Raw genomic sequence first — 23,866 nt, forward strand, 5'->3', positions numbered from 1 at the left:
AGGATTTTAATCACAGGCCATAGTTTCTTTTCCTGGCATAGGGGTAGAATTATGGGGGCAGTTTTCTTCGCGCTCTCCAAAAGATCATCGACGAGTTGATTTGTGATCTCTGGAATTGGTGACCGTCTGCGTGGGGAATCGGTGGCATGCATAAATTTAATCCGGCAGGGTGTTGTAGATATCCACCACGGGCTGGAGATCGCGCTTGAACGCACGCAGCTTCTCCTCGCCAGCCCTTTTGACCCAGCCCATTTCCTTTAGCATTCCCCAAAACCCGCAGATGCGATTGACGTAGGGATGGACGTTCTCAATCCCTTTGTCTTTGCCTGCGTCCATGTCTTCATCGGTGGCGGGGCGGCCAAGCAACAACGACTTCGCCAAACGGCGTTTGCTGAATCCCTCGCGCTCGGCCAGATCGAGCCAGCGGGTCTGTTCATCGGGTTCCAGGCGGGCGACGAGCTTGTGATGCTCGAAGGTTAAAGTGTCTCTCCGGCGAGACAATTCGATCTTGCGGGCAATCCATCCAGCGTTGCGCAGGGTCTGATATTCGAGGCCGGTCACTGCGATCCAGTGTTCGTATTTATCGCCCCATTTATTTTCTGCATAATTGATGGCATCGCCAAGGATGAACATGCACCCGCGAGTGACTGTGCCGAATTTTTGCAGCAACTCGTCGATGGCTTGTTCGGGAACATCTCCGTTGAATTGGAGGCCAAGGCTGCTGATTTGGATATTGCCGTCACCGATTTTTACGATTTCGTTCTTCATAGTTGTGCCGGAGGATGTGTTGGGTTTGTGCATACGAGACACGCGCTGTCAACGAGCGCATCGCACGCGATGGATTAAGTTTGAGCTTTTGAGTCAGTTCCACGCATCGTTTGCTCACCGCGGCGCGGGTGACACCGTTGCGCTCGGCGATTTCGGTCATGGAATCGCCGAGGAAACCGATGCCGCTGACAACCGCAAGGCACTCGATGGTGAGCTTGGCATTCTTCTGGTTCAGCAACTCTCCGAGCAGCCTGCGCAGAATATCCCAGAGGCGTTCGTCCGTGCCGGGCTCGGCCACAGGGACGTCATCCGTTTTTTGAACGGCAGCGGCGAGATCGACCTGCGTCAGCACATCTTCTTCTTCCGAGGCCATGTTCGATAGACACGCATCCTCATCCCGGAGAGTCGTTCCGCTGCGATCAATCAATGGTTGCAAGAGGCCGTCCGCTCCCAGTCTGCAACGGTCCTCGGGGGACAGCCCCTCCACCCAGCGGAGGTATTCCGGGCTTTGGTAATACTCAAGGTACTCACGGTCACGAGCCTCCTGCCGGTTGGCATAGTCGTTGATCATGGCTTTACTTGCTGAGGCCATCAGACCGTGCCAACAGACCGTGGTCTGTGAAAACACTGGCGAGAATGTCTACGGGGTAGGTGAAGACCGTTCCAAACCGATGATCGTCCTTGATCCCACGCTGAACATTTCGTGTGATACACACGACTTGTGCGCGTCCTTCGATGGCTTCCAATTGCTGGCGGGTAAGCCACAAGCCGTGAGCATAGGCATAGGCACTGACGCTCATTTGCGCAATACCGCGACGATAGCGGGGCTTGTGCCATTCCTCTCCAAAGCAGCGCCGCGTGAGCGTGCTGTAGGGAATATCGTAACGCTCGGCCAGTTCCTTCAATTCGCCTTCGCCACGTTCGTAAGCCGTCCGGATTTCGTCAAGGTTTCTCATTGGCGATCTCCTTTCACGCTTACCCGCGTCATTGACGTCATGGTGGACACTGGATGCCCAAGACCGATGGCCAAGCCAAAAAAACCCATGGCTTCGGCGAGCTTTGAGCAAGCAGCAGCTATATATAAGCTGCTGCAGTTGCTCAAGAAGCAGTGGGTTCGAGCAGCACTTGTGCAATGCTCAAAGACTTTCGTAACATAATGATACCTAGTGAGTTGAATGGCAAACAAGCCCCTCGATACAAGGGGGGCTTGTTTTGATCGAATCAAGCACCCCTTGCCTGAGCAGAGGCTTGAATGGCTAAAATGGCGTTTCATTTTCGTCTACGGTTGTTGATTTTCTGGCCTTGGATTTGGCGGTGAGATGAATGGTTTTTCCGTCCGTTGGAGCGCGGAAATATTGATGCTGGAATCCTTCCTTGAGCCGCCGTTCCACCGTGAAACGGCTGCACTCAAATTGATCGACAAGGGCATCCTTGAGTTCCCGTTTGTCATATTTGCCGCCAGCGGCGGCGATGAAATCGATGATGTCCTGAACCGTGAGCTTCTTTTCCTTACCGGAACGCTCGCCGGAAACGTCTGCCTCCCACGCTTCCAAATCGAAGTCGAGATCGACTTCATAAAAGTGGGTGCTCTCGTTAAGGCAGAGCCCGACCGTGGAGAACGACTTGGCGTTGTTGCTTTTGCCGCAGGACATCACGATCTTTGAGGAATCCTCCTTATCGCCCGGTGCCATGTTGATCACCGTCCGCGCGGCGGAATAGAGCGCCTTGCTGCCGATCAGAAAATTGCCTTTGTCCCAGCCGACCGCTTGCAGGATGTTCTGGCGACCCGTGCGTGCGTGGTGAAGGATCACGATGGCCATCATGGGATCGGCATCCCGTGCGATCTTGGTCAACGCAGCAATCGTGTTGCGGACGTCATTATCCTTGAGCATATCGCCGTCCAGGATGTTTCCGAACGGATCGGCCACGAGTACCGTGGGACGGAATTCCAAGAGCGTCTGGACCCATCGCGCCTTGATTTCCTCGTCGCCAAGGCTAATGAAATAGTCCTCCGTGTCGACCAGCGCCTGCATGAAAAGGTGTTTTTCAAGAACGGCGATCTGCTCGTCGGTGTACTGCGAAAGCATCGCATCCAGATCCGATTTCATGCGGACGATGGAATTTTCGTTGCCGATGAAGAGCCACCGCTGCGGTTTGCCGTGCGTGTCCAGGCCGACGAATGGAATGCCTAGCGATTGGCAGATGGCGAGTTGCAGGGCGAAGCGTGATTTGCCGACGCCGCCCTGGCCCCCGACTACCGCGAGCCCGCCTTTTTGAAGGAGACCATCACCCAAGATGTTCATGTCGGCGGGCTCCACCCACGACCGGAACTTGCTGATGGTCCAGATGGTGAACGGCTTTGCCTCCGATGGCGCGGCAGCGTTAAATTCAGGGTCCACGTACCCCTCAAACGCTGAACGGGCGTCCGTCTTTTCTGCGGTTTCCATTATTGCTTACCTCCCAGGGGACGGAAGTAGAGGATGTGCTGACGAGCGCCGCCCGTGCGCGTTCCGCCGGGCATTCGCACCCACTGGCACGGCGTCCAGAGATGGGCGTCCGCGCCGAGCCAAACGGCATATTGCATGAAGCGGGCAATCTGGTGCCGCCGCGCTTTCTGACAATCTATCCACCCATGCAAGCTCTTGCCCCCTGAATCAACGACGAGCACCAACGGGGCGAACTTGCCGAGATAGGAAAGGACTCTTGCTTGTTCGACTTTATCGCTGCCGATGTCGCTCTCGATGACCAGATATTCGCGGGAACCGGTATTTTCCAAACAGCGGTAGCTTTCCTGACCACTGCCGTTGCAACCGCTCGATGCGATCATCCGGCTGGGGACGATGAACTGGCAATCAGCCTCATGCCCACGCCAGTGCTCCCGCTCCCACGTCGCACCGTTGACCTTGTCCCACCCAAGGCAGAAGAGCCCACCGCCAGGGAAGAGGACGTCGATCACCGCGCCGGGATCAATGTTGATGGGAGCAGCAACATCAAAGATCGGCTCCGTGGTCTCGGCATAGAACCGGCGCTTGGACAGATTCGGTTCGGGCCACTTGGGCGTGGTGAGACGGTGAAGACGCTGGACTGCCGAAAGTGGAACCTTCGTGCCCTTGAACCCGCGGGAGATAGCCCGCTCGATTTCAGCGTCCGTGAGTCGTCTTCCCACGTCCCATCGGTCACGAAGATCATAAAGGAAACGGCGGAATGCAGCCTCCGAGCATCTGCCTCGGCAGCACGCGGCAACGCGGAACAGCCACACGTTGCGCTGGCCGGGTTCGGGATGGTGATCGAGGAGATCACGAAGAGCGGGTGTTAATTTATCAAGTATAGCCATGAAGTGTTAGTCTTGGTCGAGTTTGAGAACGCGCCGGATTTCAGTTGAGAGGTAGGTGTCGAGCCGGTCGCAGTTATCGAGAACCCACTGGAGGTAGCCGGGATCAATCTCGGCGACGGGGACGCCCTTGTGTTTGCCGAACGGCATCACGATCTCGGGAGGCGGCGGGGCGCTGCCAGGGCGGTCCCGATAGACGATTTTCTCGACGGGACGATCCCGGTAGACGATGCGCTCCTGCACCACCACCCGAGTCCCGCCGCGAAGAAGATCATCCGGCTTGGCCCCGGCTTTCCGCAGATGGCCGATCAGCATCCGCCCGGCGTTGTCGATCTCGCCGGGGGCGGCGGCGTGGTTCAGCGCAAGGGAGAGCAGCTTGGTGACGAGTGTCTGGTTGATCTCGCTCATTTGAGATAGTGACTGGCAACGATGGCTTCGGCGGCGAGCGGGCAGCCTTCCAGCCATGCAGGGCAGGCACTCATGAGGCGCTCGATTTCAATTTTGGCGGCTTCGGCCTGAGCGATGGGGACTTCCGTGATCACCTCGTCGTGGACATGGAAGAGGACCGGATATCCGGCGTCCTCGATGCGGAGGATGTTTTCCGCGAAGACGTCGCGGGCGGACGCCTGGATATAGTTTTCCACCAGCTTGCCGCCGTAAAATGGGTAGCGAGTTCCGCCGCGTTCGTTCCCGGCGGTCATCGAATTGGCATCCACGTCGAAGTAGCGCAGGTAACGACCGGAGGGGAGCTTCAGGAAATAGGTTTTGCCGTGCTTCGAGACAAACTCGCGCTCCAGCTTCGCCCAGAGGCCGGTGATCAGCGGATTGGAGCGACGAAAGTCGGCCACGGTCTTTTCCGCTTCCGCAAGGGTGATCTCGATGCCGCCCATGATGCGGGCAACCGCGACGAACCGCTCGGCGGCGCATTGATAACCGAGGCCAAGCACGCGCGCTTTTGCCAAACCATAAAGCCGTGGGTTCTCCCTTTTGAGTGGGCCACCGTTCCAGCCCATCGTGGCGCGAGCATGCGCTTCATAGATACTTTCACCCGCCGCGATCCGTTCCAAGAGAGGCCAGTTGCCGGAGAGGTAGGCAAGGCACCGCGGCTCAATCTGTGAAAGATCGCAAATGACAAAAACATGGCCCGGACGGGGAATCAGCATCCGCCGCATGTCCACATCAAAGTCCTTGTCCTTGTTAAGATTCTGAAGATTGAGACCGGTGTCGCCCGACCAGCGTCCCGTGAATCCGCCAAAATATTTCAGCGAGAAAGTCATCTCGCCGCCCGGCTTGCAGCGGGTGAGGGCAGCCTGGAGAATCTTCAATTTCCGGTTTGCGCGGCGACAGGTCTGCATTGCCGCGACCCAGGGAATGCGAGCGCCATGCTGTTCCTGCCACGTCTCGAATTCCTCGGAATCTTCCGCCGTGCTGGACGGCGGCTCGATTCCGGCGATCCGGCACGCCTTCGTCAGTTCCTTGGTGCTGGTCGGCGCGGCATATTTGGCCCACGGGATACGATCCATTGCCTGGACGATCACTTTCTCCAAAACGGCGGCCGACGTCTGGATATAGCTGAGATCGACCTGAACGCCGCGTTCGCCGGACGCAATGGTCTGCGCGGAAAGGCGGCGCTCATGGGCAGGCCATTTATCGCTATGCTCCATCCAAATCCGGCAACACGCCCCGGCGTCTTTGAGCGCGTAAGCGTGCATCTCTTCCGAGTCCTCTTTGAAGAGGCTGCCGCCGCTCCAACCACACGCCCTGTTGCGGACGGACTTGTCGAGATGCATGCCGACCAGTTGCTTGGTGGCTCCCGCGAGATTGCGCGGGGCTGCGAGGTAGACCGAAAGTGCGGAAGTGCAATACCACTCATCCGGCTTGATGCACGGCGGAACGATGCCCAACTCCTGAAGCCGAAAGAACACAGCGCGGTCAAACTGCGCGTTATGTGAAAGCCACATCGCGCCGGATATCTCATCCCAAGGGGCGTCCTTTGGATGACCTACCCAATGCCATCCGTCGTCCGCCCAAAACGAGACCAGATAGGCGTTGAAACGGGAATCGTGAACGTAGGCATAATAGCCGAGTTTCTTGACGCTGTATTCCGTGTCGTAAAAACACTCGAAATCAACGGCGACAACCCGATGCACGGTTTGCGTTCGCGGCGAAGGCGCAGCCGGAGTTTGCCGCAAGGCTTCCTCGTCCAGAATCTTGCGGATTTTCCGCGCTGCCTTCGCCGAGACGATCCCGCAGCAAAATTCAGCCCGCGTCATGTCCTTGTGGGGGAGAGCCGGGTCGAAGCACGGTAAGTCCACCTCGCCAAAAATGACGGACGGAGCGAACGTCCTGCTTTCGCCGGTCGGGCCGATAAGCTGCCGCGCCTCACGGATAAGTGGTGCCACCGCAGCCGTCTGGTCCGGGCTGAGTTCAAGCCGCAAAAGAGCCATCGAATGTGTGCCTTAGTTTGCGTTCGTTTGGCTCTGCCAATGGCGGGGATCGTATCCCTTCAGAAGCCGCCACACCTCGCACGCATGCAGGAAGCAGTCGTAGAGGGGAACCAGGTTCTCGTGCTTGACGATTTCCATCCGGCCCGGCTCTGTCGTTGAGATCACGACATTGGCGGCGAGGACATCCGGCAGCGCGTCCACGCCATAATGCGTGGCGGCATACGCGGCGAGTTGCATCCCATGCTCGGGATAGGCATCCGGCATTTTTCCCGACTCGGTTTTCTTCGTCTTGAAATCCAGAATCCCCATGCCGCCTTTGCCAAAGGTGAAGAACACGTCACATCGTCCCGCGAAGCCGACCCCGGCATTAACGATAACCAGTTCGCGTTCGGTGAACTCGATCCGTTTCTCGGCTTTCCAGCGGAACACCGGGTCGACGTAAACCGCAAGCTCGTCGGCAAACGGCTCGCCTGCCAGGCCGTATTCAAGAGCGGCATGAATGCGGGTTCCGAGATCAGCGGCGTCTTCCACCTGCTGGAATGCCTCGTCAATAACACGCTCAGCGTAATATTCGGGCGGTTCCTCTGTGGACTTCGACGGGACGCGCAGAGTGGCCAGCGCCACTTGCCGCATCTTCCAGCGCTCCAGTTGCGGCTTGCTTAAAATACCGAGCACGTTGGTGACCGACGGGAGAAGGCCCAGCCTCCGGGCATCGGTAATATTGGTGGCGCGGTCGCCCGAGCCGTCTTTCTTTGGCACCCGGTGAGCCGGAGCGCCATTGCGCGAATACCAGTGCGAGGAAATTTCGCGGGGTTTCAGTAATACTGCCATGTGAGAAAAATGAATGAGGTAAAAAAGCCGGAAGGCGTGGCTGGTAACGCCTCCCGGCGGTTGTTGGAAGGGGGGGATGGCTAGAAAGGAACGTCCCCGTCATCGCCATCCGCTGCTGCGGCGGTACCGGGCAGGGCGTATGCCGTCACCGGCACAATCTTGCTTTTGAGGTCATCCATCACTGGCGCGATGCTGCCGATATTGCTGTAGAACTGGCCTGGATTTTTGGGAGACGGAGTAAGCTCAACGGTGATGAGCGCTCCGCTTCCAATCAGCGTGCAATAGTCCCATCCAACCTTCGGCGGCTCTCCCAACCAGCTTTTAAGAAAGGCGAACAGAGCGGATTTCGGATCGGAGGAAATCTTCATCTCCTTCGTCTCGACAAAGTATTGCTTCCCGGTTTTGTGGACGAAGCCAAAGAGGAATCGGGTGACGTCGGTCTTCGCGAGTTCCTCGCTCTGGTATTTCTTGCGCATGACGCCGAACTCATCCCGGACGAGCAGGCAAGTGCAGATATAGGTTCCCTTGGGGGCGGATTCTTTGATGCCGAAACCGCTGTTGGATTTAGGTGGTGGCAATGAGGCCATGATGCTTTGTGTTATTGCTTTTGCGTTGTGTTGAAGCGCCCGGGAACCGGAATGGCCCACAGGCGAAAATGACTAGCGAAAAATTTTTGCGGATACGTCCCACGGGCGGATGTCAACTTGCGCAGCAGGCGGAATGGAAGAAATAGCGGGCCGAATGCGGCGTCGGCCAAATGCTGATTGAGCGGTTTTCATGCGTGCTTCCATTGCGTCTTGGGTTGACGGCGTGCATTGGGCGCACCGCGCTATTTTTCCACACCTCGGCGACTCGGGAATTCCCCGGAGAGCCTTTCGTGGTGCGGTTTTGAGAGAAGAAAGACCCGCTTCAAAAAAACGCAAAAAGGGGCGATTTTCGTGATTTGCTAAGACGCGCAAAAAGTGTCTTTAAAAATGCAAAAACGCGCAAAAAAGTGCGAAAACCCGTCTTAAAAAAATTGTGAAAAATCTCCAAAAACGAAAAAGCGACGGTATTTTCCGTCGCTTTCGTAGGGGATTTATGAATGGATTCTAGGGGCTGCCGATATCAGCCCTCTTTGACGCTGTCCAGATCGCGTGGCCGATAATACATGCATTCGCGGCAGCAACACTTCCGCCTCGCCTCATCATTTGCGTTTTTCTTGGCCCATTCCAGAATCCATTCGGGGCGCGTTTTACCTTCGCAAAAGGGCGCACCGCTCTTTTTCATTCGCGATATCAACCGTGTGGGTACTTTCAATTTGACCGCCACCTCGCGTATGTTGAGGAAGCCTTCTGGTTCTTCCCCGTCACCATTTTCTGTTGATTTTATTTTTTTCATAAACTCACCCGAGGTGCCCCGAATGAGATACAACAAACCCCTACACGTATCGCTTCCCGCCCCTTGGGTGAATGTGGGGTAAAGCCTGAATTTTAGAAATAATTGCAAAGGAGTCGCAATCTAGAGCGTATCCCCCTGCGGCACCGAGAAGAGCTTCCGGCACCTCCCTTTGTAGCTTTGAATATTTATGCGCCCAAGTGGTGCCTTGGCTCTGCATGAACAGTCACATCGGCTCCAGGGAAGGTTTCTTGTACGGCAGATTCCACTTTGTCCGCAATTTCATGAGCCGACTCTAGAGTTTGACCGCCTTCCATCGAGACATGCATGTCCACAAAATAGTGGGGGCCTGCGCGGCGCACCCGAACGGCATGGCAGTCGCAGACCCCCTCAATGGCCTCCACCGCAGCTTTGATTTTCTCTGTCGCTCCCTCTGGATTCCCGTCCATCAGCGCGTGAACAGAAGCCATTCCCAATTTGAAACTGATGCCGATTACAATCGCGGCTACAATCAATGCCGCCACTGCATCCGCCTTTTGTAAGAAGGCAAGTTCCGGGTACCTGCTTGCAACTTTGACTCCAACCAATCCCACGACAACCACCGCCGAACTCCAGATATCTGTACTAAAATGCAATGCATCTGCTTCGAGAGCTTGGCTCTGGTGCTTGGCGGCCACCCGGTAAAGCATGCGGGAACGGGTCACATCTACAGCGATGGAGATTATAAGGATGGCAAATCCCCAGATGGATGCGTCTACGTTGACCGACTTGGCGGCCAAACGATGGATAGCTTCCCAAACGATCCATGCGCAGGTTATGAAAAGCAGCGCAGTTTCAACTAATGCCGAAAAATTCTCGATTTTTCCGTGACCGTAAAGGTGATCCTTGTCTGCCGGTTTTCCCGACGCCCTCACGGCAATGTAAGTGACGATGGCTGCTACAAAATCGAGGCCAGAGTGGGCAGCTTCCGCCAGGATGCCCAAGCTGCCGGTTGTAATGCCTACAACTACTTTCAGGGTAGTCAAAAAGCAGGCGGCCAGCACGGAATTTAGCGCTGCCGATTTTTTCTCCTTTTCTCCGGCTTCTTTATTCATGCGATCATCTCCTCTCGTTGTGGTTTGGGCAAATACGGTCTGGCCGTAACGCAGCAAAAGGCTCTAGTCTCCACTAGCCGTGATACGGCAAGAGGCCTTGCAGCAGGAAAACACAGCCAAGCCCGCCAAAGGTGAGGCCAACAATCCAGAAATGGCGTTTTCTAGTCAGGGCTGATATGGCTGCGACAGCAATGGCGATTTGGAACATGGTGACGCCACGGGCCAAAATGACATGTTGATGAAGGTGTGCCTCTGCCTTGGCTCGCCGGTGTTCCGCTTCTACCCGAATACTTTGTTGCTCCTTGGCATATTCCTCCAACTTGGCTTCATCTCCCGCATGGGTCGGTTTGTCGAGAGCCTTTAGGATTTCAACACGGGTGCCGAGAACTGCTGACTTGATTCCTTTGGACTGGTAAAATGCCCACTGATTGGCCGATTCAATTTCATTCACCATTGCTTCGTTGGCATGAAAACCGGCCAATAGGCCAGATACCGCCGCAAATGCCGCCAGAATCGCGGTGCTCAAAGCCACCCACGAAACCCAGCGTTCCCCAGAGGCATGGGCATGTTTCTCGACATGTTCTTGCAGGTGTTCAAGCGGGATTTCGGGTTGTTCCATAATGGATCAGCGGTTCAGTCTGAACCCTTATCATAGAACATCCGATGATTTCGCAGGAAGCGGTTTCTGCTTGAGGCTCGCTGTTTTTTAGCATCAACAAGCAACCCTATATGTATTGTAAACTTGCCCTCGGATTTTCTCTTTCGGTGTACGATTCTCTATGCTGTAATTTACGAGCATGAGCGCCCAAGAAGAAATTGAGGAACTTGAACGTCAAATCGCAAACCTGCGTGATCGCGCCGTAATGGAATTGAAGGTGAAGCTCGTTGAGGCCCGAAACAACGTTGTGGACCTGGAAAGTAAGATCGCCGAACTGAGCGGCAGCGCTGATCCCGTAAAACCCATGGCTCAAAGAAAGCCTCGCGTTAGCATCACGGTCAAGCAGATCGTCGAAGCCATTCAGGGCGGCGCTACCAACTACCGAACGGTTGCCGATAAGCTGGGCTGCTCCTCTTCCAGCGTGGCGCAAAAGATCAAGGCGGGAGGCAAAAAAGCGGGAATCAGAAGCAAAGGCGAAAAGGCCAATTTTGTTCTATCGGTCAAGTAAGCGGCCCTAAAAGCGGCTATAACTCGAAGCGCACATCCACGGGGCGACGGAGCGGGTCGTTGCGGATTTTCTGAATCTGCCCGGTTCTGACCAGCTCGCGGCGATTTTCCTCCAGCCATTCGAGCCATGCTTGCGTGCTGCTTTGGCCAGAACGCGGAGGCGGCACCTTCCAGTCGGGCAACTCGAAATCAAGATCGACGGGATTCATGGGGTGATATGCAAGGCTTGAAGTTTTCCGTCCCAAACTGGGCGATTGTCTCGGCCTGCCGGGAGATAGGCGTGGAATCGCATTTTTAGGCTGCATTTCCCCTTCAATACAGGAGATACGCCGTTCAGGAAACAACAACTCTTTGTCCATATAGCCGTAATGTTGATTCCAAAGAACGCCTTGCAGGCTTATTTCGCCCCCCTTGCTCTCTTTTCTATCCTGCCTATACAACCCACAATCATTGCAAAATGCCCCAGGAATAGAAGGAGGAGGGAAAGAGCGGGAGCCGACAGAAACGGGAAAAGGCTTTAATTCCGCTACCTTCAGAATAAAATGCCTCTGGCATGGATACGAACCTCAATAATACTGGTCGGCAATACCAAATAAAAATAGCACTCCTTGTTCTTCTCTTTCCTGTCACCTGCGCATTCGCTAAAACAGTCTTGATTCCAAATTCGCCATTTGAGATTGACTGCCCTCCAGATTGGTCTGTTGCCGATGGTAATTTTACCAATAATAAAGAATACGACCCGGCCAAAGGTATTAATTCTCCCTTCGGGCACATTCATATTTATAAGCGATTCGCAAAGAACGAAGACTGTGCGATTAAGATGACCGAATCATTTTATAGAAAGCTAGAATCTCAAAAAAAGAGTCCCATGCCGTTTCTGTGGTCGACCTCACCTTTTACAACCGATTCAGGCATTAAGGGCACCATGGCGTATTTCGGTAACGGTAAAATCCCTTCTGATAAGATCAAAGAAAAGAAATTCTACTTTTTGTATAATGACTCCATCTATTGTGCCTGTTTAGAAGCAAAGGATTCAGATCATTGGCCTCTGCTGGAAAAGATTTTGAAGCAGACCCTGAAGCCCATAAAGAATGCCCAACAAGGCGGAGTTCTGAAAGCAATACATCCTTTGAACCACTGAGCTGCGCATTCTGGTGCAAAATTGATCGAAGCCGTCAACGACTCATCGAGGTTGCTTTCGCTTAATCTCATCGAGTTTCAACTGCACTTTTGCCTGCCGCTGCTTGCTCCAGTCCACCTCCGCAACAAGGCCACGCAGATCCCACTCGCTGATTGGATCGTGCCCGTCGGGCGTTTTCTTCAAGAAAAGCAGCGTTTCCTGAATTTCCGGGGCAAGGTTGAGCATGTTCATGATCTGGCTGACCCGGGCGAAACTGACCCCTCCCAAGCGGGCGAGATCAGCGTAACTTTTGACGATTCCTTCAGTCACCAGCTTTTCGAACCGGAGCGCCAAAGCCATCAGCTTCGATACGCGGGGGATTAATGCCGATTCCGATAACGTTTCCTCGGGTCCCGTCTTGAGCCGCTTCCGGCCAGATTCTTCCCGGCGAAAGGAAACCGGACACACTACCAGCAGGTCATTTTCAGTGGAGGTATTCATGCGGCGGCTGGGGTAGGAGTGGTTTCAGTTCCGAGGGACTTGATCCCGGAGGGGCGGAAGGCGATGGCCATGGTACCAGCCGTGGCGTCGTAAGCGATCCGTTCGACGAGCAGATGCAGCAGCCGCTCCTGTTCACTGGATACGAGATTATCCCAGGCCGGATCAAACTGTTCCAGTGCTGCTCGAAGTTCCTCCGGGGCGATCCGGGGTTCCTTGGTGCGGCTTTGTCTCAAGACCTCCTTAATTAGAGCCGGATCGCGCCCGATGGCTCGGATTCGCTCGATCACGAACTTTTCGACCTCGGCTGCTGGAAGAGAACCGGTGGGGCAGGAGCCGTAACCGCGCTTGATCGCTTGCACGCAAACGTAATACCGATAGCAACGGCCATCCGTTTTTTTGGTCCAGGAATGCGTCATTGCGTGGTTGCAATGAGGGCAATGCAGCAACCTGCGGAGCAACGCCCCATGGCTTTCACGCACCCGCTTGCCTCCTTCCTTGGCATTCCGGTGGAGCAATTCCTGCGTTTTTTCCCAGACTGCCGTTTCGATAATGGCGGGCTGTTCACCGGGATACACAACGTCCTGATATTTGACTTGGCCCGTGTAGATGATGTTGGTGAGCAGCCGGTGGAGATTGCCCTTGTCCCACGCGCCGCCTCCGCTCTCGATTCCTTTCCGGGTGGTCCAGCGTTTGCGCCGCCAGCCCCGGGCGGTCAGTTCATTGACGGTGGCGAGCATCGCGGGCCGTTCCAAATAGAGGCCGAAAATCTCGCGCACCATCGCGGCTTCCTCTTCGTTGACGAGAAGCCGCCCGCCTTTTGGATCAAGGTCATAGCCAAGAACGGGAACTCCGCCGACGTGTTTCCCTTTTTTCCGTGCGGCACTCATCTTGTCCCGAGTCCGCTCCGCGATGATCTCGCGCTCGAACTGGGCGAAGGAAAGGAGGATGTTGAGGGTCAGCCGCCCCATCGAGTGGGTGGTGTTGAATTGCTGGGTGACCGACACAAACGAGCATTCGTTGCGGTCGAGCACCTCCATGAGCTTCGTGAAGTCCAGCAGCGACCGGCTCAACCGGTCAACTTTATAGACCACGACCGCATCGATCTTCTTTTCTTCGATATCAGCCAAGAGGCGTTTAAGCGCCGGGCGCTCAATGTTGCCGCCGGAAAAACCGCCATCATCGTAATGCTGGGGGAGGGCGGTCCAGCCTTCCGACGCTTGGCTCTTAATATAAGCCTCGGCGGATTCGCGCTGGGCATCGAGGGAGTTGAAATCCTGATCCAACCCTTCCTCCGTGCTCTTCCGGGTATAGATGGCGCAGCGGATAGTCTTTTTCTTTTCGGTTTTCTTGGATTTCACTTGGCACCTCCTTTCGCGGCAATCCCGAAGAAGCGGTTGCCGTTCCATTGGGTGCCGGTGATGTGCCGGGCGATGGCGGAAAGCGATCCGAAGCGTTGGTTCTCGAATTCAAAACCGCTTTCCCGAACCATCACCCGAAGCTGGCGGCCACGGTAATTTTTCGTGATCACCGTTCCGGCCATCGGTTGACTGCGTTGCGGAGCCGCTGCGGCTTTTGGCTCGGGAGCCAAGGGCATCACAGGGATGCCGATCATCGGGGCCATCGGCTTTGCGGCAGGGACGCGGATGCGGAGATCGCCGTCATTGGCGATTTCCTCGGCCCTGCGCCGTGCCCGCTCCGAAAGGTCGCCCTCGGCCAGCGCCTGAATCTTCCAAGCAATCCGGCGAATCAGCCGTTCCCGGTGACGAGAAGGGGAAGGCTGGCCGAACACCTTAAGGTATTTGGCGAGAAGCTCTCCCGTTTTCATGACGCGCATCAACGCCACTTCGGCCTGCAAATCAGTGGAGGTCATCGGCATCCTCCTTTCTGGCTGATTCGGCGGGTGCTGGAGTGCCACCGTTTTCTTTGTGGCGTTGAAGCCCGCGAAGGAGCAGCGAGGCAACGGCACGCAGTCGTTCTTCGGGGGAGAGGAGTTCGGGATCGTCGAAAAGAGGGACCATGCCGAAGGCACAGTGTCAAAATCAGCCCCTTTAACGACTGCCACATTAACGAGGAGCCCTTTAACGGGAAAGGGAGCGCCTGGGCACCCTTGCGATTTAACATGAGTAACGCCTTAAAAAGGCGATGTGAGACACCAGAGACTTTTGGCCGTGTCTCTGTTCCCAAAGGGGGAAAACGGAGACAAAAATCTCGCTTTCCAGTCTCTCTCGGAGACTTGTCAAAAACGCGGCTTCGCCCGGAGAGTGGCTTGGTTGCTTGGCGTAGCGGCCATGTCCGAATGGACAGAGAAACCGCGTGGTGCTTTAACTTGTGGCACAACTTTCTTGTGCCGGAAAAGAGTGGCGACCCTAACGAGATTCGAACTCGTGTCACCGCCGTGAAAGGGCGGTGTCCTAGGCCACTGGACGATAGGGTCACTTGTTGTGGGGCGGTGAATATGTAGAAATGTTGCCGCCCATTCAAGCGAATTTTAAAAAAAATTACGCTCTTTCTTTGAGGGACGTCTTTTCCTTCTTATTCCTCGGCCCTGCTCAGCAGGTAGGCTGCTCCGGCGCACGTTAACAAGGCTCCGGCCAGCAGGAATAGCAAATCGCCCTCAATGTACGAAAATTGGGCGTTGCGCAGGTTGATGAGGCGAAATGCCCGGCAATAATGGGTGAGGGGAAAGGCTTCGGAGATCATCCGGATGCCCGGGGGCAGTTGGTCCAGCGAGGCGAAGGCCCCCGAGAGCGGGAATACTGGCAGGAGGAAGAAGACCGAGAACTGGATGGCCTGCGCCTGGGTGGTGCAGAAGGCCGAAATCAGGAGCCCCAGCCCTAGCGAGCAGGCCAGGAAGAGAAAGTTGAGCACACCGAGCATTAGCGGCTGGATAAACGGGACGTCGAAGTAAAACCGCGCGACCATCCCAGCGCTGCTGATGAGGAATAGCGAAATGCAAAGGTAGGGGAGCACTTTCCCTGCGACGATTTCCCCCCGGTGCAGCGAGGTGATGAGAAGCTGCGAGAGGGTGCCGCTTTCCCGTTCCCTCGTGATGGTGCAGGCCATTAGCGTGACGGTCATGAGCTGCATGATGAGCCCCAGGATGCCGGGGGTGACGAATTCGATGAAGCGCAGCTTGGGGTTGTAGCGAACCTCGAAATTGGCATTCCACGGGGTCATGACGGAGGCGAACTGCCGCTGTACGTTGAGCGGGAATGCCGCTTCCAGGGCTCCTTGTGGCAGTTGTTTGAAGAGTTCGTGTTGCGCTCCCCGCTGAAACGCGCCCAGGATTTCCCTCAGAATGCCCTCGATCTGATAGGCCGTGGAAACATCCGTGCCGTCAACGATCATTTTCAGCGGAATGGGGCTGCCGTTGACGAGCCCCTCGCCCCAGCCGTGGGGAATTACCAGGGCCGCCTGCACATCTTCTTTCAGCAAATTAGGGTTGGTCTGGTCAGCCTTGGGCGGCGTTTTCCAATGGAATACGGGCGAGGCAGAGAGCGCTTTTTTCAGTTCCCGGCTGCCGTCGCTTTGATCCTGGTCGACGATCAGCGCAGGGATGTCTTTCAAGTCCGTGACGCCGAAGGCATGGCCGAAAATCAGCGTGAGCAGCGGCGGCAGCACGAGGATGAGGACCAGAATCCGCCGGTCTCGCCAGACGTGCAGAAACTCCTTCATGGTGACGCTTCCGATCGCCCTCATCGTATCTAGTAATATCATCTTTGCGCCTCCTCCGCCAGAATGCCGTGGTACCCTTGCGAATACGCCTTGAAGACGTCCTCCATGTCGGGCGTGTCCCATGTGTGGCCCTGGTACTCGATGCTCGGAAAGGGCCAGCGCTCCAGCCAGCGCTGGAAGAGTGCCTCGGGATGCGCCGCGTAGAGCCGCACCATACCGCTGCGCACGGAGACGCCCAGCACGTCGGGCTCGGCTCGAATGAGGGCCAGCGCAGGCATTAGCGGGGCGACGCGAAGTTGGAGCAATTTGCCTCGGATGCGCTCTTTGAGCTGCTGGGGCGAATCTTTCGCAAGGAGGCGCCCTTTGTCGATGAAGGCGACCTCCGTGCAGCGCTCCGCCTCGTCCATGTAGTGCGTGGTGACAAAGATCGTCGTGCCCCCGGCGCTCAGGTCGTAGAGGAGATCCCAGATCCGCTGGCGATGCACGGGATCGAGCCCGGAGGTCGGTTCGTCGAGGAAAAGCGCCAGTGGCTCGTGGATGAGCGCGCAGCCGATGGCGAGGAGCTGCCGCATGCCGCCGGAGAGCCCTCCGGCCAGCGTGTGGCTTTTACCGGCAAGGTCCAGCGTGGTGAGCAGCTCGGCGATGCGCGCGTCCATCTGGCGCGGATTGACCCGGTAGGCTCCGCCGAAAAAGCGCAGGTTTTCCTTCACCGTCAGGTCGGTATAAAGGCTAAATCGCTGCGCCACGTAGCCGAACATGGAACGAACTCGGAAGCGGTCACGCCAAACGTCGGCGCCCCCGAGCGTCGCGCGGCCGCCGCTGGGGCGCGTTAATCCGCAGAGCATCCGGATGGTGGTGGTTTTTCCCGCGCCGTTGGCCCCCAGGAAACCGAAAATTTCGCCTGCGGGAATCGACATCGAGATGTCATCGACGGCGACCGTGCCGTCAAAAGTCTTCCGCAGATTCTCCAGGGCAATAAGAAGGCTGGCCATTGTGAATCTCCACCTCCAGCATGCGGAGTTTCGGGGGCCGATTGCAATCCAAAGCGCGGCCCGGCGGCCAGGTGCGGCGTTTCCCCGGGGCGTTGCTGATGGGTTTCACCGAGGGCCAGGAGCGCCCTAAATGGACTCTTTCCGTGCGCGGGCCAGGGCGCGTTTCCGGGAAATGAAATGGGCAGTAGCGCGCACGAGAACGCCGATGGCGAGCAGCAGCATGGCGATCCCGAAAAGGCTCATGGGAAAGCCGCTTAAAATCATGCCCACGGCACTCCCGGCCAGCGGTAGCATGGCCAGCCAGGTCCCCGCCAGGATAAGCGCGCGCGGCGGGCTGCTCACCGCAGAGCGGAAGGCGAACCCCTCCGCGTGGATCTGCTGGATCGGGTCAATATTCGCCACCGGCCCAAGCGGGGCCCCGCAGACGGCGCAAAACGACGCTTCGGGGGCGTTATTGCGCAGGCAGAAGGGGCAGACGACCTCGGAAGGCTCGGCGAACGGGGCTTCGTCGCGAGACTCTTCCGGGGGTTGCATGGCGGTTTACGCTGCGGTTGGTTTTGCTATGCCTTGCGGCCGCAGCAGGCTTTGTATTTCCGGCCGCTGCCACAGGGGCAGGGGTCGTTCCGGTTGACCTTGACGTTCTCGTTGCGCACGGGCAGCGTGCGCGGTTTGGAGGCCGGTTGCGGCAGTTCGCCCGCTCCGGCGGAGATCGTCTCCTCGCTGCCGCCCTGCTGCTGGAGCAGGTGCGCGGGCAGGCTGGAGAGGAATTGCTCGAAGGCCTGGAGGTTCGACGTGCTGCGGAAGAGGTTGTGCAGGATCTCGTTTTTGATCGAGGCCATGAGGTCCACGAACATCGTGTAAGCCTCGTTTTTGTACTCGATGAGCGGGTCCTTCTGGCCGTAGGCGCGCAGATGCACCCCCTCGCGCAGGGAATCCATGGCGTAGAGGTGATCCTGCCAGAGGCGGTCGATAGCGTTCAGAACGATGTAGCGCTCGATGCCTTTGACGGCGTCTGGGTCCTCGTGCTTGCTCTTGAGCTCGTAGGAAGTCTTGACCTTCTCAATGAGCACCTCGGAAATTTCTTCCGCCGTCTTGCCCGTGAACCCGGCTTTCTCCTCGGTAAGGCCGAGAGGGAAGGTGGTGTTAACCCACGCGAGCAGGCCCGCGTAGTCGGGTTCGTCGCCCTCGCTGGCCACGTATTCGCTGACTTTGACGGGGATCGTCTCGCCGACGATCTCGTAGATGAGCTTGCGCGGATCGGCAGTTTCGATGGTCTCATTGCGCAGGCCGTAGACGACCTCGCGCTGTTTGTTCATGACATCATCGAACTCCAGCGTGCGGCGACGGATGCCGTAGTTGCGCTGTTCCACGCGACGCTGGGCGGTTTCCACGGATTTGTTGAGCCACGGATGCTCGAGCTCCTCGCCTTCCTTCATGCCGAAGCGCTCCATGATCTTCGTCATGCGGTCGGCAGCGCCGAAGTTGCGCATGAGGTCGTCCTCGAAGGAAACGTAGAAGCGAGAGAGACCCGGATCGCCCTGGCGCGAGCAGCGGCCGCGCAGCTGGCGGTCGATGCGGCGGGATTCGTGCCGCTCCGTGCCGATGACATACAAGCCGCCGCGTTCGACGACGCCCGGGCCCAGCTTGATGTCGGTGCCTCGACCGGCCATGTTGGTGGAGATCGTCACGGAGCCAGGCTGGCCCGCGCGCGTCACGATCTCGGCTTCCTGAGCGTGGAACTTGGCGTTCAAGACCGTGTGCGGGATCTTCTCGCGCTTGAGCATGCGGCTCAGGAGTTCGGAGGTTTCCACGCTCACCGTGCCAACGAGCACCGGCTGCTGGCGCGCGTGGGCGGTCTTAAGCTCGGCCACCACGGCGTTGAATTTCTCGCGGCGGGTCTTGAAGATGAGATCGTTCAAGTCCTTGCGGATGCAGGGGCGGTTGGTTGGGACCACGATGACATCCAGCTTATAGATGTCGTGGAATTCGTTAGCTTCCGTCTCGGCGGTGCCGGTCATGCCCGCCAGCTTGAAGTAGAGGCGGAAATAGTTCTGGATGGTGATCGTGGCGAGGGTCTGCGTTTCGCGGTCGACCTGCACGCCTTCCTTCGCTTCGACGGCCTGGTGCAGACCGTCGCTCCAGCGGCGGCCCGGCATCTTGCGGCCGGTGTACTCGTCGACGATGACGATTTTGTTCTCCTCGATGACGTATTGCACGTCCTTCTCAAACAAGCAGAAAGCCCGCAGTAACTGAGTAATACTGTGGATGCGCTCGGCCTGGGAATCGCAGTAGGTCTGGCGCTTGGTCTTCTCTTCGATCTTCTGCGGCTCGGTGAGGTTCGGGTTAAGGTCGATCTCGGCGAATTCCGAAATAAGATCCGGTAACACGAAGGCGTTCGGGTTGCCGGGGCTTAGGAATTCACGGCCCATCTCGCTCAGGTCGGATTCGTGGGCGCGCTCATCGATGGTGAAGAAAAGCTCTTCCTTCAGCTTAAAGAATTCCTCTTTCAGCGTGTCGGAGTAGTAGGAGAGCTCCGTCTTTTCAATGGCGCGGCGCTGTTCGGTGGTTTCCATCGCGTGCAGGAAAGCCCTGTGGCGCGGCTGGCCAAGCTTCAGTTTGAAGAAGACTTTCGCGGCTTCTTCCTTTTCGCCCTTGGCCCAGAGTTCCTCGGCGTCGCTGGCGAGGCGGTTGCACAGGAGGGCCTGCTTTTTCACCAGTTGCTCGACGATCGGCTTGTACTGCTCGTACTGCTGGCTGGTGACGGCTGTGGGGCCGGAAATGATGAGCGGGGTGCGGGCCTCGTCGATCAGGATCGAGTCGACTTCGTCCACGATGGCGTAGGAATAGCCGCGCTGCACCTGCGTCTCCTTGCTGGTGGCCATGCCGTTGTCGCGCAGGTAGTCGAAGCCGAATTCGGAGTTCGTGCCGTAGGTGATGTCGCAGCGGTAATGCTCGCGGCGAACTTCCGGCGGCTGGTCATTCTGAATGCAGCCGATCGTCAGGCCCAGGAATTTGTAGAGGAAGCCCATCCAGTCCGAGTCGCGCTTGGCCAGGTAGTCGTTGACGGTCACGAGGTGCGCGCCGCGGCCGGTGAGGGCGTTCAGGTAAAGGGGCAGGGTGGCGACGAGCGTTTTGCCTTCGCCGGTGGCCATTTCGGCGATCTTGCCCTGGTGGAGCACGATGCCGCCGATCAGCTGCACGTCGAAGTGGACCATGTTCCATTCGAGTGTCTGGCCGTTGACTTCGACCTGTTTGCCACAAAGGCGCCGCGCGGCGTTCTTCACCACTGCGAAGGCCTCGGGCAGGATCTGGTTGAGGTAAGCCTGCTGTTCGTTCGGGTCGGCGATCTTGGCGAGTTCAGCCTTCCAGGTCGCGGTTTTTTCGCGAAGCGCATCGTCGGAGAGGGAATTGAGGCCCTGCTCGATTTCGTTGATCTGCTCAACGATCTTGCGCAGGCGGCGAATTTCCCGCTGATTTTTCGAACCGACAATCTTCTTTAAAATCCAGTTAACCATAAAAAGTGTGCTTATTTGCTGCCGGGCTTGATGGCGGGAGTCCCGGCGAGATCGGGCGGGAGGTTTCCGGGCTCGAATGTCTCTGGGTTTAATTGCACGAGACTAATGAAGGGGCAACCGAAATCGGGGGCGTTGCCTCCGCTGCGGTCAACCAGCGTGCCGACAGCCGCCACAACGCCGCCGTGGGCGCGCACGATGTCGATGGTCTCCTGGACGCGACCGCCACGGGTCACGACGTCTTCCAGCACCAGGAAGCGTTCGCCAGGGGCGATGGTGAAGCCGCGGCGCAGGACGAGCTTGCCCTCTTCTTTTTCAGCGAAAATATGGCGTTTGCCCAGCGCCCGGGCCACTTCGTGCCCCACGATCATGCCGCCAAGGGCAGGGGAGATGGCGCTATCGGTCTCGATCCCCTTGAGCTTCTCCGCGAGTTCCGCACAGACCCGGGCCGCGATGGGCGTGTGTTGTAGCAGGATGGCGCATTGGAAAAATTGCCGACTGTGAAGGCCCGAGCGAAGGAGAAAATGGCCATCGAGCAGCGCGTGGGTTTGTTTAAAAAGGGCGATGATTTCGTCTTGCGTCATGGTGCGTGGGAGAAAAATTAGGGGGAAAAGAAGGAATATTACTTGGCGGCGATCAGCTCGATCTCCACCTGGGCGCCTTTTGGCAGCGCGGCCACCTGGATGGTGGAACGGGCCGGGAAGGGCTCGGAGAAATAGCGAGAGTAGACGGCGTTCATTGTCGCGAAATCGGCCAGATTGGTCAGAAAAACGGTGGTCTTGACCACATTGGCGAAGGTCAACCCGCCTGCGCTCAGCACGGCTTGGAGGTTCTGGATGACGCGCTCGGTCTGAACGCTGACATCCCCCGCGACCAATTCACCCGTGGCCGGGTCGAGCGGAATCTGCCCCGCTGCAAAGAGGAACCCTCCCGAGGTGATGGCTTGGGAATAGGGGCCGACCGCCTTGGGGGCATCTGGAGAGGCAATCACGTTATTCATAGGAAAAAAGAGACTATGGCAGCCGCGCTACCCATGTCAACGCAAGGAAAACCAGAGATTTGCGACAAATTCATGACATAAAAAAGCGCAGCCTGCGTCCCTGGCAGGCTGCGCCCCTTTCGCGCCGGACCATTGCCGGCGTGAGAAGATCTAGTAGCTTTTCTTTTGCTGCGGCACCGGCTGCTGCTGGATCGGTTGCTGCGGCTGGATTTTTTGCTGTTTTTCGCCAACGGCCTCAAGCGTGTTGTTGCGGGCGAGGGCGAGGTGCTCCTTCAGGCGGGGAAGGACCTTTTCGGCATAAGCTTTGATATCCGGGTCCTGGGCGTGCGTGGCAGCTTTTTCGTAGAGATCGAGCGCTTTTTCATGCCCCTTGATGTTGAAAGAGAGAAACGAGCGGTTGAATTGCTCCCCTTGCTCCTTTTCGAGCTGGTTGAGGGAGTGGCGGTCCCAGGAGGAAATCTTGTCGGGCAGCGCGTAGCCTTTGCTGGCGGCCAGGCGGGCCAGCTTCTGGTTGGCTTCAGAGTGATCCCGGACGATGGAGGCCGCGAATTTCTTCACCTTTGGATCGGTGGAGGATTTCTCAGCTGCTTTGCCCAGTTCGATTTCCACGAGATTGATTCCCGCGGCTTTCCGGAGGAATTCCTGATCGTGGTGATCCAGTTTCCCCACTTCGGCTGCTTTTCCTCTCTCGGGGGCGGCAGGGGTGGCGGGGGTGGCCGAGGGGGCTTGGGCCCCGGCCAGGCCGGTCAATGCGAGCGTGGCGACCATCAATGCGGAATAAAAATGAATACGTTTCATGGATAGATGCTTTTTGCCCGCGGCGGGAGACCTCCCGGCGGTAAACATGCAATCGGACGAACGCTTTCCGGTGGCTGTCGGCGGCCCCTAAAGGTCGCGTTTGGCCACGATTCCCCGTGGGGGCGCTAAGGCAATTCCGGCAGCTCTTTGCGGTGAACCCACACGCTGTTGACCAGCCCCAAGCTGAACATGATCACGGCGACAAACGACCCAGAGTAGCTGATCAGCGGCAACGGCACCCCCGTCACCGGCATCATCGAGATGCACATCCCGATGTTCTGGTAGGTGTGGGCAAAGAGCAGCGTGGCGACCCCGGCGGCGATGAGCGTGCCCATCTGGTCGGCGGCCGTCACCGACACGACAAGGCAACTGGCGATCAAGACCCCGAGGGTGCAAACGACGGCCGCGCCTCCGAGGAAACCCCACTGTTCGCCAATCGCGGCGAAAATGTAGTCATTGGGCACCGTGGTCTGTGGCACGTAGCCGAGCTCCACCTGGGTATTGGGAGCTTTGAATCCCTTGCCGTTCCAGCCGCCCGAGCCGATGGCGATCATGGTCTGGTTAACCGCCCAGGCCGCGCCGTTCGCATCGATCTCCGGGTCCAGGAAGGCGATGATCCGTTCCCTCTGGTACTGCTTGAGTTTGAAATAGTAGGCGATCGGCATGCACGTCACCATGATGAGGATCACCACGATGAGGTAGCGCTTGGGGATCTGGCCGACAAAAAGCATGGCGAAGACCACGGGAATCCAGATCAGGCACTCGCCCAGGTCCGGCTGGATGAGGATCAAGAGCGCCGGAGCGCCGGTGATCACCCCGCAGGCCAGCAGCTTGATCATCGGATGCAGGCGGATGAACTGGGTCAGAAACAGGGCGACGATCAGAATCCCCCCCAGAACGGCCATCTGCGCGGGCTGAAACACCAGCGGCCCCAGCCGCAGCCAGCAGCGGGCACCGTCCTTGAGCACCCCCAGCGGCGTGAAGGTCAGGATCAGGAAGACCATCGAAACACCGTAGATAGGCAGCGCCCCCCAGCGCACCCAGCGGTAGTCCGTCAGGCTCAAGATGAGAAAAATGACCGTCCCAAAGGCGATCCAGCCCGCCTGCTTGTGCCACATGGTGTTGTAGTTGGCCGATTCGCGCATGTAGGTGCAGCTGTAGATCGCGAAGACGCCAAAGGTGGCCAGCGCCAGCATGAGAATGAGGATCACCCAATTCATCCGGAGCAGTTTTCGAAGGAGCGGAGTCATTTTAG

Annotated in this window: 26 protein-coding genes and 1 tRNA gene; 2 read left to right on the forward strand and 25 right to left on the reverse strand. The window is 57.4% G+C overall.

The window, feature by feature from the left end; translation table 11 throughout:
• Window positions 1–156: 156 nt before the first annotated feature.
• The 12 genes from B2828_RS05080 to B2828_RS05135 form a co-directional block, all read right to left on the reverse strand.
• Window positions 157–768 (reverse strand): hypothetical protein, encoded by a 612-nt coding sequence (locus B2828_RS05080; protein ID WP_479632613.1) that lies wholly within the window; start codon window positions 766–768, stop codon window positions 157–159.
• Window positions 740–1,339, reverse strand: coding sequence for a hypothetical protein (locus tag B2828_RS05085; protein WP_479632614.1), 600 nt, complete (start codon window positions 1,337–1,339; stop codon window positions 740–742). The genes B2828_RS05080 and B2828_RS05085 overlap by 29 nt, the downstream gene beginning before the upstream one ends.
• Window positions 1,340–1,343: 4 nt before the next feature.
• Complete coding sequence (locus tag B2828_RS05090; protein WP_479632615.1) at window positions 1,344–1,724, reverse strand: hypothetical protein; 381 nt, start codon at window positions 1,722–1,724, stop codon at window positions 1,344–1,346.
• Between the two features lie 300 nt (window positions 1,725–2,024).
• Entirely contained in the window at window positions 2,025–3,215 is a 1,191-nt protein-coding gene (locus tag B2828_RS05095) for an AAA family ATPase (RefSeq protein WP_479632616.1), read from the reverse strand.
• Entirely contained in the window at window positions 3,215–3,934 is a 720-nt protein-coding gene (locus B2828_RS05100) for a hypothetical protein (protein WP_479632617.1), read from the reverse strand. The genes B2828_RS05095 and B2828_RS05100 overlap by 1 nt, the downstream gene beginning before the upstream one ends.
• A 174-nt stretch (window positions 3,935–4,108) precedes the next feature.
• Window positions 4,109–4,507, reverse strand: coding sequence for a hypothetical protein (locus B2828_RS05105; RefSeq protein ID WP_479632618.1), 399 nt, complete (start codon window positions 4,505–4,507; stop codon window positions 4,109–4,111).
• The gene (locus B2828_RS05110; RefSeq protein WP_479632619.1) at window positions 4,504–6,546 is read right to left on the reverse strand and encodes a DNA polymerase; all 2,043 of its coding nucleotides are present in this window, start codon (window positions 6,544–6,546) and stop codon (window positions 4,504–4,506) included. The genes B2828_RS05105 and B2828_RS05110 overlap by 4 nt, the downstream gene beginning before the upstream one ends.
• Before the next feature lie 12 nt (window positions 6,547–6,558).
• Complete coding sequence (locus tag B2828_RS05115) at window positions 6,559–7,377, reverse strand: hypothetical protein (protein ID WP_479632620.1); 819 nt, start codon at window positions 7,375–7,377, stop codon at window positions 6,559–6,561.
• Between the two features lie 80 nt (window positions 7,378–7,457).
• The gene (locus B2828_RS05120) at window positions 7,458–8,024 is read right to left on the reverse strand and encodes a hypothetical protein (RefSeq protein WP_479632621.1); all 567 of its coding nucleotides are present in this window, start codon (window positions 8,022–8,024) and stop codon (window positions 7,458–7,460) included.
• A gap of 460 nt (window positions 8,025–8,484) precedes the next feature.
• Entirely contained in the window at window positions 8,485–8,757 is a 273-nt protein-coding gene (locus tag B2828_RS05125; protein WP_479632622.1) for a hypothetical protein, read from the reverse strand.
• Between the two features lie 185 nt (window positions 8,758–8,942).
• Window positions 8,943–9,848: a cation diffusion facilitator family transporter gene (locus B2828_RS05130; protein ID WP_479632623.1), complete on the reverse strand. Its 906-nt coding sequence runs from the start codon at window positions 9,846–9,848 to the stop codon at window positions 8,943–8,945.
• Between the two features lie 73 nt (window positions 9,849–9,921).
• The gene (locus B2828_RS05135; RefSeq protein WP_479632624.1) at window positions 9,922–10,467 is read right to left on the reverse strand and encodes a DUF4337 family protein; all 546 of its coding nucleotides are present in this window, start codon (window positions 10,465–10,467) and stop codon (window positions 9,922–9,924) included.
• A gap of 178 nt (window positions 10,468–10,645) precedes the next feature.
• Between B2828_RS05135 and B2828_RS05140 the strand changes: the two genes are divergently transcribed.
• Window positions 10,646–11,014: a hypothetical protein gene (locus tag B2828_RS05140; RefSeq protein WP_479632625.1), complete on the forward strand. Its 369-nt coding sequence runs from the start codon at window positions 10,646–10,648 to the stop codon at window positions 11,012–11,014.
• Between the two features lie 16 nt (window positions 11,015–11,030).
• Here the strand turns inward: B2828_RS05140 and B2828_RS05145 are convergent, their stop codons facing one another.
• On the reverse strand, window positions 11,031–11,222 hold the full coding sequence (locus tag B2828_RS05145) for a hypothetical protein (protein WP_479632626.1): 192 nt from the start codon (window positions 11,220–11,222) through the stop codon (window positions 11,031–11,033).
• 344 nt (window positions 11,223–11,566) lie between these two features.
• Here B2828_RS05145 and B2828_RS05150 point away from each other — a divergent pair, with 344 nt between their 5' ends.
• The gene (locus B2828_RS05150) at window positions 11,567–12,154 is read left to right on the forward strand and encodes a hypothetical protein (RefSeq protein ID WP_479632627.1); all 588 of its coding nucleotides are present in this window, start codon (window positions 11,567–11,569) and stop codon (window positions 12,152–12,154) included.
• A 42-nt stretch (window positions 12,155–12,196) separates the two neighbouring features.
• Here B2828_RS05150 and B2828_RS05155 read toward each other — a convergent pair whose 3' ends face one another.
• The 12 genes from B2828_RS05155 to B2828_RS05210 all read right to left on the reverse strand — a co-directional run bounded on the left by B2828_RS05155 (window position 12,197) and on the right by B2828_RS05210 (window position 23,861).
• Window positions 12,197–12,634 (reverse strand): hypothetical protein, encoded by a 438-nt coding sequence (locus B2828_RS05155; protein WP_479632628.1) that lies wholly within the window; start codon window positions 12,632–12,634, stop codon window positions 12,197–12,199.
• Complete coding sequence (locus B2828_RS05160; RefSeq protein ID WP_479632629.1) at window positions 12,631–13,992, reverse strand: recombinase family protein; 1,362 nt, start codon at window positions 13,990–13,992, stop codon at window positions 12,631–12,633. Before B2828_RS05160 ends, B2828_RS05155 begins: the two co-directional genes overlap by 4 nt.
• Window positions 13,989–14,696 (reverse strand): DUF2924 domain-containing protein, encoded by a 708-nt coding sequence (locus tag B2828_RS05165; protein WP_479632630.1) that lies wholly within the window; start codon window positions 14,694–14,696, stop codon window positions 13,989–13,991. The genes B2828_RS05160 and B2828_RS05165 overlap by 4 nt, the downstream gene beginning before the upstream one ends.
• Before the next feature lie 296 nt (window positions 14,697–14,992).
• Window positions 14,993–15,068: transfer RNA gene (locus B2828_RS05170), tRNA-Glu, on the reverse strand.
• Between the two features lie 98 nt (window positions 15,069–15,166).
• Window positions 15,167–16,351 carry an ABC transporter permease gene (locus B2828_RS05175; RefSeq protein WP_479632631.1) on the reverse strand — a complete coding sequence of 395 codons (1,185 nt, stop codon included), beginning with the start codon at window positions 16,349–16,351 and terminating at the stop codon, window positions 15,167–15,169.
• A complete protein-coding gene (locus B2828_RS05180; protein ID WP_479632632.1) occupies window positions 16,348–17,301 on the reverse strand; it encodes an ABC transporter ATP-binding protein in 954 nt (317 codons plus the stop codon). Before B2828_RS05180 ends, B2828_RS05175 begins: the two co-directional genes overlap by 4 nt.
• Before the next feature lie 126 nt (window positions 17,302–17,427).
• Window positions 17,428–17,835 (reverse strand): hypothetical protein, encoded by a 408-nt coding sequence (locus B2828_RS05185; protein WP_479632633.1) that lies wholly within the window; start codon window positions 17,833–17,835, stop codon window positions 17,428–17,430.
• Between the two features lie 26 nt (window positions 17,836–17,861).
• Window positions 17,862–20,816 carry a preprotein translocase subunit SecA gene (secA, locus tag B2828_RS05190; protein ID WP_479632634.1) on the reverse strand — a complete coding sequence of 985 codons (2,955 nt, stop codon included), beginning with the start codon at window positions 20,814–20,816 and terminating at the stop codon, window positions 17,862–17,864.
• 11 nt (window positions 20,817–20,827) lie between these two features.
• The gene (gene pyrE, locus B2828_RS05195; protein WP_479632635.1) at window positions 20,828–21,397 is read right to left on the reverse strand and encodes an orotate phosphoribosyltransferase; all 570 of its coding nucleotides are present in this window, start codon (window positions 21,395–21,397) and stop codon (window positions 20,828–20,830) included.
• Between the two features lie 38 nt (window positions 21,398–21,435).
• Window positions 21,436–21,813, reverse strand: coding sequence for a RidA family protein (locus B2828_RS05200; protein ID WP_479632636.1), 378 nt, complete (start codon window positions 21,811–21,813; stop codon window positions 21,436–21,438).
• Window positions 21,814–21,963: 150 nt separating this feature from the next.
• Window positions 21,964–22,611, reverse strand: a complete 648-nt coding sequence (locus B2828_RS05205) for a DUF4142 domain-containing protein (RefSeq protein WP_479632637.1) — start codon at window positions 22,609–22,611, stop codon at window positions 21,964–21,966.
• Window positions 22,612–22,736: 125 nt separating this feature from the next.
• Complete coding sequence (locus B2828_RS05210) at window positions 22,737–23,861, reverse strand: FtsW/RodA/SpoVE family cell cycle protein (protein ID WP_479632638.1); 1,125 nt, start codon at window positions 23,859–23,861, stop codon at window positions 22,737–22,739.
• Window positions 23,862–23,866: the final 5 nt, after the last annotated feature.

The sequence above is a fragment of the Spartobacteria bacterium UBA695 genome (assembly GCA_002298145.1).
Classification (GTDB): Bacteria; Verrucomicrobiota; Verrucomicrobiia; order Chthoniobacterales; family Chthoniobacteraceae; genus UBA695.